The following is an 11,694-nucleotide window of genomic DNA, read 5'->3' as shown; positions in this document are numbered from 1 at the left end:
AGCCCAGCAATACGACGCGACTCGATCCAGGAGGACCGGTGACCACAGCTCAGACCGAATCGCTGCTCTGGTTGCTGCCCGGCCTACCGCTCCTCGGCTCCGTCGTCTTACTCCTCGGTGGTCGCCGGACCGATCGCTGGGGACACCTGCTCGGTACCGCACTCGCACTCGCGTCGTTCGCGGTGGGCGCGGCCATGTTCGCCGGGATGGTGTCGCGCGACACCGACGAGCGTGCCGTCTCCGACACCCTGTTCACCTGGGTTCCCGTCGGAGAACTCCACGTCGACTTCGGTTTTCAGCTCGACCAGCTGTCCATGTGTTTCGTACTGCTGATCACCGGTGTCGGGTCGCTGATCCACATCTACTCCATCGGCTATATGGCCGCCGACCCCGACCGCCGACGGTTCTTCGCCTACCTCAACCTCTTCCTGGCGGCGATGCTGATCCTGGTGCTGGCGAACAACTATCTCGGCCTGTACCTCGGCTGGGAAGGAGTCGGCCTCGCCTCCTATCTGCTGATCGGGTTCTGGCAGCACAAGCCGTCGGCGGCGACCGCCGCCAAGAAGGCCTTCGTGGTCAACCGTGTCGGCGACATCGGCCTGGCCATCGCGCTGATGATCATGTTCGCCACCTTCGGTCAAGTGTCGTTCACCGCCGTCTTCGGTGGCGCCGGGCAGGCGTCGGAAGCCACCCTGACCGCACTGGGATTCATGTTGCTGCTGGCCGCCTGCGGCAAGTCGGCACAGGTGCCGCTGCAGTCCTGGCTGGGTGACGCGATGGAGGGTCCGACGCCGGTGTCGGCGCTCATCCACGCCGCGACGATGGTGACCGCCGGGGTCTACCTGATCGTGCGGTCCGGTCCGATCTTCGATCTCGCACCGAATGCCCAGATCGGGGTTGTGGTGGTCGGCGCGGTCACCCTGCTGTTCGGCGCGATCGTCGGCTGTGCGAAGGACGACATCAAGAAGGCGCTCGCCGCGTCGACCATGAGTCAGATCGGCTACATGGTGCTGGCCGCCGGGCTCGGCCCCGCCGGCTACGCCTTCGCGATCATGCACCTACTGACCCATGGCTTCTTCAAGGCCGGCCTGTTCCTCGGGGCCGGGTCGGTCATGCACGGCATGAACGACGAAACCGATATGCGACGCTTCGGCGGACTTCGTACGGTCATGCCGATCACCTTCGCCACCTTCGGCGTCGGCTACCTCGCCATCATCGGGGTGCCACCCTTCGCCGGCTTCTATTCGAAGGATCCGATCATCGAGGCGGCCTTCGGTGAGGGCGGCGCGAAGGGTCTGCTCCTCGGTGGTGCCGCCCTGCTCGGTGCCGGGATCACCGCGTTCTACATGACGCGTGTGATGATCTTGACCTTCTTCGGCGAATCCCGGTGGCACGACGGCCCGGACCGCCCCCACCCGCACGAGTCGCCAGGTGTCATGACCTGGCCGATGATCCTGATCGCCGTCGGGTCGGTGGTATCGGGTGCGTTGCTCGCCGTCGGCGGCACACTGCAGGACTGGCTCGCACCGGTGGTCGGCGAACACGAGGCCGCCCACACCGTGCCGGCCTGGGCGATGACGCTCATCATTCTCGCCGTCGTCGCCGTCGGCGTCGCGATCGCCTGGCGGCAGTACGCGGCCCGGCCCGTCGCTGTGGTCGCCCCCGACGACGTGTCGGCGCTCACCGTCGCGGCACGCCGCGACCTCTACGGCGACGCGTTCAACGAGCGTGTGCTGATGCGACCCGGACAACGGGTCACCGCCGGGCTGGTCGCGGTCGAGAACGACGGGGTCGACGGCATCACCACCGGTGTCGGCGATCTGGTGACCGCGTCGTCGAGCCGGATTCGCCGGTGGCAGAACGGTCAGGTGCGGTCGTATGCGTTGTCGATGTTCGCCGGGGCGGCCCTGGTGACTGGACTGGTGATGGTGGTGAATCTGCTGTGAACATGCCCTGGTTGACCATCCTGTGGGTTGCGCCCGCGCTGGGAGCCGTTGCCGCACTAGTGGTGCCGAGCAGTCGGCCGGGCGTCGCGAAGGCGGTTGCGGTCGGGGCGTCGCTGGTCACGCTGGCGGTGGCGATCGGACTGGCGGTCGGTTTCGACACCTCCGGTGCCCGCTATCAGTTCGTCGAAGACCACAGCTGGATACCAGCTTTCGGCACCCGCTACGCCTTGGGCCTCGACGGCATCGGCCTGGTCCTGGTCCTCCTCACCGCAGCCCTGCTGCCGCTGCTGCTCGTGGCCGGCTGGCGGGACGCGGACGGCGACGGTGGTTCGCTGGACGCGGCGGGCGGGCGGCGGCAGAAGGGGCCACACACCTATGTGGCGCTGACCCTGGCCGTCGAGGCGATGGTGCTGATGAGTTTCGTCTCCCTCGACATCCTGCTGTTCTACATATTCTTCGAGGCGATGCTGATCCCGATGTATTTCCTCATCGGCGGTTTCGGCACCGGCCCCCGACGCTCGGCCGCCGCGGTGAAGTTCCTGTTGTACAACCTGTTCGGTGGCCTCATCATGCTGGCCGCAGTCATCGGCCTCTATGTGGTGACGGCCCGGGAGAATCTCGGCGACGAGGGCAGCGGGAGCTTCTCGCTACGCGAGATCGTCGACGCGGTCGCGGCCGGGACAATCGACGACGGCACCGGTCTGGCCAAGATGCTCTTCCTCGGTTTCATGTTCGCCTTCGCGGTGAAGGCGCCGCTGTGGCCGTTCCATTCCTGGCTACCCGATTCGGCCGTCGCGGCCACCCCGGCGAGCGCAGTGCTGATGATGGCCGTGGTGGACAAGGTCGGGACATTCGCGATGCTGCGGTTCTGCCTGCAACTGTTCCCCGACGCCGCCCAATACTTCGCGCCGGTGATCTGTGCGCTGGCCGTCGTCGGCATCATCTACGGTGCGGTCCTCGCCATCGGCCAGACCGACGTGATGAGACTGATCGCCTACACCTCGATCTCGCACTTCGGTTTCATCATCCTGGGCATCTTCGCGCTGACCAGCCAGGGCCAGGCCGGGTCGACCCTGTATATGGTCAACCACGGACTGTCGACGGCTGCCCTGTTTCTCGTGGCCGGCTTCCTGGTTTCCCAGCGCGGCAGCCGCCTCATCGCCGACTACGGCGGGGTGCAGAAGATCGCTCCCCTGCTGGCCGGAACCTTCCTGATCGCGGGTCTGGCCACCCTGTCGCTACCCGGACTCGCCCCGTTCATCAGCGAATTCCTGGTGCTCATCGGCACTTTCACCCGATACCCGGTGGCCGCGGTCATCGCTTCGGCAGCACTCGTACTGTCGGCGATCTACATCCTGTGGACCTACCAGCGGATGATGGGCGGTCCACCGAGACCCGACACCGGTAGCCATCCGCCGATACGCGATCTGGCCGGTCGTGAGCTGGTTGTCGTGGTCCCGCTCCTGGCCTTGCTGATCGGCCTGGGCGTCTACCCTAAGCCGCTGCTCGACGTCGTCGATCCCGCCGTGCAGCACACTCTGACCACGGTAGGCGTCACCGATCCCGAACCAACCGTCGCCGATCCGAGCGGACCGGGAGGCCCCCGATGACCACGTCCAACCTCGCCGAGATCGCCACTCCAAGCATCGAATACGTGGCATTGTCGCCGATGCTGATCATCTTCGGCGTGGCCGTGGTCGCCGTACTGGTCGAAGCCTTCGCGGCCCGCCGGGTGCGCTACCGGATCCAGGTCGTGCTGTCGCTGGCCGGGCTGGTCGCGGCCTTCATCGCACTGATCCCGTTGGCCATCAGCACAACCCGCGATTCGACTGCGACCGCCGGGCAGGGCCAGTTCGCCATGTCGGGGGCGGTGGTGATCGATCGGCCCACGCTCTACCTGCAGGGCCTGATCCTGCTCGTCTCGATCGTCGGTGTCGCGTTCATGGCCGAACGCCGGCTCGAACGCGTGGTCAGCCCGGTCGCCGCGTTGGTCGGCGCGGACTCCAGCGCCGGCACCGGGGTAACCAACAGCGGGGCCACAAACAGCGGGATCACAAACAACGGTGACACCAACCACGGTGGCACGAGGGCCGATATGTTCACCCCCTCGGGTGCCGCTGTCCCCAACACCGAGGCAGAGTTCGTCGCGACCCGAGCCGGCGCCGTGACGACCGAGGTCTACCCGCTCACGATGCTCGCGGTCGGGGGCATGATGCTGTTCCCGGCGTGCGGGGATCTGCTGACCATGTTCATCGCACTCGAGGTGTTCTCCCTCCCGCTCTATCTGCTGTGCGGGCTGGCGCGCCGTCGGCGGCTGCTATCTCAGGAAGCCTCGCTCAAATACTTTCTGCTGGGCGCCTTCTCGTCGGCCTTCTTCCTCTTCGGCGCAGCGTTCGCCTACGGCGCGACCGGAAGCCTGAACCTGTCGAAGATCGACGCCGCGCTGACCACCTCGACCGCCGCCGGACAGGACACCACCTTCGCCCTCATCGGACTGGGCATGATCGCCGTCGGCCTGCTCTTCAAAGTCGGTGCGGTGCCATTCCACTCGTGGATTCCCGACGTGTATCAGGGTGCGCCGACCCCGGTCACCGCATTCATGGCCGCAGCCACCAAGATCGCCGCCTTCGGCGCACTGCTGCGGGTCTTCTACGTCGGGTTCGGCAATCTGCACGACGACTGGTCGCCGGTGCTGTGGGTCGTCGCGATCGCCACCATGCTCATCGGTGCGGTGATGGCGGTGACCCAGACCGACGTCAAACGCATGCTCGCATACTCGGCGATTACCCACAGCGGCTTCCTGCTCCTCGGTGTGATCGCGTTCGACGACGCTGGCCTCGGCGCGACCCTCTTCTACCTCACCGCTTACGGATTCTCGACCCTCGGCGCTTTCGCGATCACGGCCGTCGTCCGCGAGTCCGACCGCACCGCCGCGGAGAACCCGACGTCGGTCCGGGCCAAGCTCGGCGCCGGTTCGGACACACTGCGCACCCCCGCGGTCCGCAGCCCGCACCTGTCTGGGCGCGAGGCCACCGACCTGTCCCAGTGGGCCGGTCTGGGACGCCGCTATCCGCTGGTCGGGGCGATGTTCTCGATGTTCCTACTCGCCTTCGCCGGTATCCCGCTGACCAGTGGTTTCATCGCCAAGTTCGACGTCTTCGCCGCGGTCGGCGCCACCGGTGGCGGCGTGTTGGTGGTCATCGGCGTGCTCAGCAGCGCGATCGCCGCATACTTCTACATCCGGATCATCGTGGCGATGTTCTTCCGTGACGTCCCGCTGGACGCGCCGCATGTGGTGCGGCCGAGCCCGTTCACCACGATCGGTATCGCGGTCTGCACCTTGGTGACCATAGCGCTGGGCATCTTTCCCCAGCCGCTGCTCGACCTCACCGAATCTGCCGCGACCTTCCTCATCTGAGTACCTCTTGACGCACATCTGGGCTCGGCGTAGCTTCGGTTCTGACTACGTACGTAGTCAGAAATGGGGTATCCGATGGCCACGCAGTTCCGCAGGCACCGTTGGCAACGCACGCGACAGACGCCGACGGAGCTCACCGACCTGCTGACCAACATCGGCGCGGTCAACAACGTCGCGAACATCATCATGCAGTTGTCGCTGCCCGGCGTCGGACATGGCGTCAACGAGAGTCGCGTGGTGTCCGGCAGCCCCCGCCGCTATCCCATCAAGCGGACCCGCACCACTACCCAGTTCCTGGCACTCGCCCTGGTCGGCACCGACCACGACCGCGATCTGATGCGCAGCGAAATCCAGCGGGTGCACCGCGCGGTGGTCTCCACCGCAGACAGCCCGGTGCGCTACAGCGGCAACAGCCCGGAACTGCAGAAGTGGGTGGCCGCCTGCCTGTTCCGCTACTACCTCGATCAGTACACGATCCTGTACGGCCCCCTTCCCGAGGATGCGCTCGACAGCCTCGTCCGCTCGGCGGCCCCGCTGGCGACCGGCGTGCAGGTTCGCGCCGGCGCGTGGCCGACGACGTGGGCCGAGTTCCAGAGTTACTGGGATTCGATGATTCCGGCGTTGTCCATCGCACCCGAGGTCAAACACGACTTCGAGACCTTGGCCGATGTCAGCTTCGTCGCCGAGGCCTGGGGCCCACTCGGACGTCCGGCTGGTCTGTTGCTGGGCAAACAGTTCCGCTTCATGACCCGAGGGACCCTGCCACCGGAGTTCCGCGAGTTGATGGGATGGTCGTGGACTGACGCGGATCAGCGTCGCTTCGACCGAGCGATCGACCGATTCCGGACCATCGATCGGGTCCTCAATCCATGGCTCTTGGTGTTGCTCTACAAGGCATACGTCTGGGACTTTCGACTACGCCGCACGCTCGGTCTGCCGGTCCTCGGCCGACTCAAGGTGAGCGACTTCCCGATTCGCGACGGCGCGGGCCGTCGTCTCGCCGCCCGCGTCACGTCGCCCCCGCACGCGGCCTGATCCAGCGGGAGCCAACCGCAGGTGCGATGGCGCGTCCAGGCGTCGAACAGCTCGTGAACAGACCGTGACCACACCGAAGGTCAATTGTTCTGTCACACAGCCTGTTTTACGTTCGATTCCATGCGTCTTCCTCAACTGATCAGACGATCCGTCATCGCGGCGATGCTCGTCACCGCCGCCGCGATACTCGTCGTCCCCGCCACCGGCGAGGCTTCGCCGCACCGCCCCAGCGACAGCTTCGATCTTCAATCGCATCGCGGGGGCCGTGGTGAACACACCGAAGAATCCTTGACCGCGTTCGCATCGTCGTTGCGATTGGGGGTCAGCACGCTCGAACTCGACGTCGTGCTCACGCGGGACCTGCAGCCGATCATCTGGCACGACCCGACGATCCAGGCCGACAAGTGCCGCGACACCCGGCCCGCGACGCCCGGGGACCGGCAGTACCCCTATGTCGGCAAGGTCGTGCACGACCTCACCTACGCACAGATCGCGACGTTGCGCTGCGACCGAGTCCTCGCTTCCTACCCGACCGCGAAACCCGTTGTCGGGAACCGAATCGCGCGCCTTCCCGACCTCTTCGCGCTGACCCGCTCGCGCGGTGCCACACATATCGGCTACAACATCGAGACCAAGATCGAGGCCGAGAAGCGGCATCAGTCCGCGTCACCCGAGGAGTATGTCGCGGTGATCGTGGCGGCCGTCCGGGCCGCGTCCGTCGCGCAGGGCGCCCCCATTCGCGCCACCATCCAGAGCTTCGACTGGCGGACCCTCGCCATCGCCGCCCGCGTCGCCCCCGACCTGCCACGCGTGGCGCTGTGGGATGAGACGACATGGACGTCGAACTCCCGCTGGCTCGGTCCGGTGTCGTATGCGGCGGTGCACGGCGACGTCATCAACGGCGCGCGTCAGGTAGCGAGCATCGTGTCGCCCGGGTATTCGAATCCGTACGGGCAGAAGGTCGGCGACCCCGGTTTCGCGCTGATCGCCGACCGCCGGTTCATCTCACGGGCGCATCGTCTGGGACTGAAAGTCATCCCGTGGACGATCAACGACCCGGCCACGATGAACGCGCAGATCGACGCCGGGGCGGACGGAATCATCACCGACTATCCGACCCGACTGCGCGCCGTCCTCCAGCAGCGCGGGATGCGGGTACCGTCACCGATCCACTGACCCCGCAAAACCACCACTTATGGACAGAACCACCGGGTTTCGCCCGGTGGTTCTGTCCTTTTGTGGTGGTTCTGCGGGTCGGCCTGTCAGCGTTGGGGTTCGAGGGATTTGGTGTACAGCGAACGACCGGCCGCATCGCGAAGGTTGACCGTCAGCACCGCGGTGTCCTTGGCGATCGTGACCTCACCGAAGTGCTGGAATCCCTCGGCAGGCGACACATTCTCCTCGGTGGGCGCGTGGACGAATTCGTACTTGGCACCGAAGGTTCCGTCCAGCGGGCTCTGCGGGAACGCGCCGGCATGCAGCGGTCCGGACACGAATTCCCAGAACGGTGCGAAGTCCTTGAAGCCCGCCCGATCGGGCTGATACGAGATCGCGGCGGTGTAATGCACATCAGCCGTGAGGAAGACGACGTTGCGCACATTCTTGATCGCGGACAAGATGCGCGCGAAGACGATCTCGCGACCGAGCGGCGCCGCGTTGTCGCCCTGGCCGACCGCTTCCATCGACGCAGGCCCGGCGGGCGGGTTGGTGTTCTTGTCGGGGACGACGATGCTGAGCGGCAGGTCGTTGGCGATCACCTTCCAGGTCGCCGACGACCGGTTGAGACCGTCGATGAGCCACCGGGTTTGCTCTTCACCGAGCAGCCCGACGGCGTCGGTCCGCGACCAGGCATCGGGGTTGGGATTCTTGTATGAGCGCATGTCGAGGATGAAGACGTCGAGCTGCGGACCGTAGGACACCTTGCGGTACACCCGGTTCGACGACCCTAGTTCGATCGGCTGCCATTCCGACCAGGCCTGCCGTGCGTTGCGGGCCAGAACGTCGGCGCTCATCTCGGTGTAGCCCTTGCGTTTCTGGCCGGTCAGGTCCTCACCCGGGAACCAATTGTTGATCACCTCGTGGTCGTCCCACTGGATCAGCTGCGGCACCGACGCCGCGAACCGCCGGTAGTTGTCGTCGGTGAGGTTGTAGGCGTAGTTGCCCCGGAACTGATCAACCGTCTGCGCCACTTGACTTTTCGCCGGGATGGTCACGCTGTGGTAGATCTGGCCGTTGTTCTGCTTCTGGGTGGCCTCGATCGGTCCGTCGGCGTAGATCGCGTCGCCCGAATGGATGAAGAAGTCCGGGTGACGGTCGGCCATCGCACCGAAGATCGGCATGCCGCCGATGTCGGGATTGATGCCCCAGCCCTGTCCGGCGACATCTCCGGACCAGAGGAACCGGATGTCCTTGGCAGACACCGGTGCGGTGGTGAATGTTCCGGTGTGCGGCGCACTGCGCGCACCGTCCTCGCCTTCCATCGTCACCCGATAGTGGACGGTTTGACCGGGTTCGAGTCCGGCCAGACGGAGCCGACCGGTGCCGTCGGATGCCGGCGTCAGCTGCGGGCCGCGATGGGTGCGCGCGTTGGCGAAGGATTCGGTGGCGGCAGTCTCGACGACCATCGTCGCCGGGCGGTCCGACCGCGCCCAGACCAGCGCCCCGGTGGCGGAGATGTCGCCGGTGGCGACGCCGTGGGTCAACGTCGGGCGTTCACGGTTGAGCGATGGTGTCGACGACCCGCAGGCGGCGACCGCCGCACCGGCCGGGACCAGCAGCGCACCGATCGCGGCGCTACGCAGAACAGTTCGTCGGGATGGGGTGAAAGACCTGGATTCGGAGGACATCCCGTTAGGTTTGCGTACCAATTCCACGGCGCGGCAAACCGTCGGTGACGGCCAGATGACACACCATCGTCACGGCGCGCACTGTGACACCCGGGTCACCGGCGATGACGAGTTCGTTTCATCACGATTCTCCCCGCGTGCCCACCGCGCGCGTACACCGGATACGTGCCATGGTGAAGAACGTCATCCAAGGTGGAGGAGGCAACGATGAACAAGTCTTTCGATCCCGAGATGTGGCCGGTCCCGATGCGGACGGTCGACGCCGATATTCATGTCGGCGAGCTGTCCATGCGCGCGGAGAGTTGCCGGCGCAAGGTGGCCTTCTACCTCGATGAACACGGCGAGCCCGTCGCCCAGACGGCAGCCGCGGACGCTACCCGCTACCCCGTGCTGGTCACGCGGCTCGCGGGAACGCACTTCGCCGCCGGGCACGCCATCCTGCACATCGACGCCACACTCCCGTTGCGCACCGCCATCACCGACCTCGCGTTTCCCGGCAATGAGCAGACCGACGGCCGGATGATCGACATCACCGTCGTCGATCAGGCCCGACACCGCCGCACCCTGCGCGCCGAACTGCCCCGCCATGTCACGGTCACCGGCACCGTCATGGTGGCGTTGCGCACCGTCGACGCTACGACCAAGGTCGCATAGCAACCATCGCGTTGCGCGCGGCCTGATCGAGAGACCCGGTGTGGTTGTCGATGGCGCCTAGCCTGGGGCCATGAAGTTCGTCGTTTATGGCGCCGGCGCGATCGGTGGTGTCATCGCCGCGCATCTCTTCCGCTCAGGTATCCCGACGACCGTCGTCGCACGCGGCGCCCACCTGCAGGCCATCCGTGATCATGGCCTGACCCTGGACACCGCGGACGGTCGTCGGGCATACCCGATCCCGGCCGCCGCCCACGCAGGCGAGGTCGAATGGTCCGACGACACCGTCGTCGTGCTCGCGGTGAAATCTCAACAGACGGATGCCGCGCTCGCCGATCTTCGGGCGCACGCCCCGATGACGACGCCGATCGTGTCGGCACAGAACGGCGTCGCGAACGAACCGGCGATTCTGCGTCTGTTCCCGCAAGTCCACTCGATCACCGTCATGCTGCCCGCGCTGCACCTCGAGCCGGGCGTCGTGGTCCAGGGATCCGTTGCCGCTCCAGGCATCCTCGACATCGGCCGGTTCCCCGACGGTATCGACTCGACCACTGTCGCCATCTCCGCCGCGCTGCGCGCCGCGTCCTTCGCGTCGGAGGTGCGCGACGACATCGCCGCCTGGAAGTACCGCAAACTCATCACGAACCTGGGCAACGGCGTCGATGCCGTGTTCCGCCCGGACGACCCCCACCACGACGACCTCATCAACCGCGCCCGCACCGAAGGTGAGGCCGTCCTCGCCGCCGCGGGCATCCGCGCAGTCACCGCCGCCCAGGACAAGGCCAGACGCGCCGACCACATCGTGCGCCGCACCGACCGCGACAGCTTCGGGACTTCGACGTGGCAAAGCGTGCACCGCGGCGTCGGCGACGTCGAGATCGACTACCTCACCGGCGAAATCGTTCTCCTCGGCCGCCTCCACGGAGTCCCGACGCCAACCAACGAGTACATCCAGCAATCCGTTGCCCTGGTCGTCCGGGAAGGACTGGGAGCGGGGAGTTTGGGGGTGGTGGGGTGATCGGGATGAATGCCTGTCTACCGAATCCGCGATCGCGATCGTCGGCTAGCAGTTGTCACCAATGCCAGGATCGAAGGCACCAGCGAACGCTAAGCGGCACCACCGAACGCTTGGAATTGCTCATAACTGATCGCCAAGAGATCCGGGTCCGGCCGCTCAGCCCTCGCGCGAGGCAAGATCATCAGCTGTTCACCATGGCGCTCCTGTAATCCATAACGAAGCATCGGCCCATCGACCTCTTCTAGTATGTCTGGACGAATTTCCACCGTGTAGGAATCCGGCCGGATCCCAAGAATCCGTTGATCGAATGCGGAATGGTGAATCTTACAGAGCGCGAGACCATTACGGACCGACGGAATACCCCGTTCGTCGGAATCCGGCAGTATATGTGCGGCGTCGAGTAGCTCAGGATGCCGAAGGGAGCAGATGGCACAAGACTTTTCGTATGCCCGCATCACCGTGGCACGGAAAACCGGCTGGTGGAGGCGCTGCTTCACTTCCCGCGCAACATACCGTCGAAGATGCTCCTCGATCGGGGAGCCATTGCCGACGATCTGTCTGACGCCATCGGGCGCGAGGACGAACTGCATGCGATGAGGTTCCTCATCTACGACATAGAGAGGAAAGACCGGCAAGTATAGCCCTGGCCCAACACCAACAAACCAAATGAGTGGCTGGCCCCGCTCCATCGCCAGCCTCAGCGCACGATTCTGAAAATGTTGCGGATCTTCGCCGCGCCATTTGTAGCGGAACAGACCATCCGGGCCGGCTCCATCGTCT

At 65.7% G+C, this 11,694-nt stretch carries 9 protein-coding genes; 7 read left to right on the top strand and 2 right to left on the bottom strand.

Translation table 11 applies throughout. The features are described 5' to 3' along the window. The first annotated feature begins 38 nt into the window (after positions 1–38). From nuoL to QSJ18_RS19040, 5 genes are all read left to right on the top strand, one after another. On the top strand, positions 39–1,946 hold the full coding sequence (gene nuoL, locus QSJ18_RS19060) for an NADH-quinone oxidoreductase subunit L (protein ID WP_286328225.1): 1,908 nt from the start codon (positions 39–41) through the stop codon (positions 1,944–1,946). Beyond that, positions 1,943–3,556, top strand: a complete 1,614-nt coding sequence (locus QSJ18_RS19055; protein WP_286328224.1) for an NADH-quinone oxidoreductase subunit M — start codon at positions 1,943–1,945, stop codon at positions 3,554–3,556. Before nuoL ends, QSJ18_RS19055 begins: the two co-directional genes overlap by 4 nt. Then, positions 3,553–5,364 (top strand): NADH-quinone oxidoreductase subunit NuoN, encoded by a 1,812-nt coding sequence (gene nuoN / locus QSJ18_RS19050; protein ID WP_286328223.1) that lies wholly within the window; start codon positions 3,553–3,555, stop codon positions 5,362–5,364. Before QSJ18_RS19055 ends, nuoN begins: the two co-directional genes overlap by 4 nt. A 75-nt stretch (positions 5,365–5,439) precedes the next feature. Next, complete coding sequence (locus QSJ18_RS19045) at positions 5,440–6,399, top strand: oxygenase MpaB family protein (RefSeq protein ID WP_286328222.1); 960 nt, start codon at positions 5,440–5,442, stop codon at positions 6,397–6,399. A gap of 120 nt (positions 6,400–6,519) precedes the next feature. Beyond that, positions 6,520–7,575, top strand: coding sequence for a glycerophosphodiester phosphodiesterase family protein (locus QSJ18_RS19040; protein ID WP_286328221.1), 1,056 nt, complete (start codon positions 6,520–6,522; stop codon positions 7,573–7,575). Positions 7,576–7,661: 86 nt separating this feature from the next. Here the strand turns inward: QSJ18_RS19040 and QSJ18_RS19035 are convergent, their stop codons facing one another. Continuing rightward, positions 7,662–9,245, bottom strand: coding sequence for an alkaline phosphatase D family protein (locus QSJ18_RS19035; protein ID WP_286328220.1), 1,584 nt, complete (start codon positions 9,243–9,245; stop codon positions 7,662–7,664). A 207-nt stretch (positions 9,246–9,452) separates the two neighbouring features. Here QSJ18_RS19035 and QSJ18_RS19030 point away from each other — a divergent pair, with 207 nt between their 5' ends. Continuing rightward, positions 9,453–9,899 carry a hypothetical protein gene (locus QSJ18_RS19030; protein ID WP_286328219.1) on the top strand — a complete coding sequence of 149 codons (447 nt, stop codon included), beginning with the start codon at positions 9,453–9,455 and terminating at the stop codon, positions 9,897–9,899. Between the two features lie 70 nt (positions 9,900–9,969). Beyond that, positions 9,970–10,914, top strand: a complete 945-nt coding sequence (locus tag QSJ18_RS19025; RefSeq protein WP_286328218.1) for a ketopantoate reductase family protein — start codon at positions 9,970–9,972, stop codon at positions 10,912–10,914. An 89-nt stretch (positions 10,915–11,003) separates the two neighbouring features. Here QSJ18_RS19025 and QSJ18_RS19020 read toward each other — a convergent pair. After that, positions 11,004–11,694, bottom strand: a 691-nt coding sequence (locus QSJ18_RS19020; RefSeq protein ID WP_286328217.1) for an HNH endonuclease, incomplete at its 5' end; no start/stop codon positions are given.

This window comes from Gordonia heveisoli, assembly GCF_030315745.1.
GTDB lineage: Bacteria > Actinomycetota > Actinomycetes > Mycobacteriales > Mycobacteriaceae > Gordonia.
Note: the sequence above shows the minus strand (reverse complement) of the source record. Positions and strands in the feature narration are given on the sequence as shown.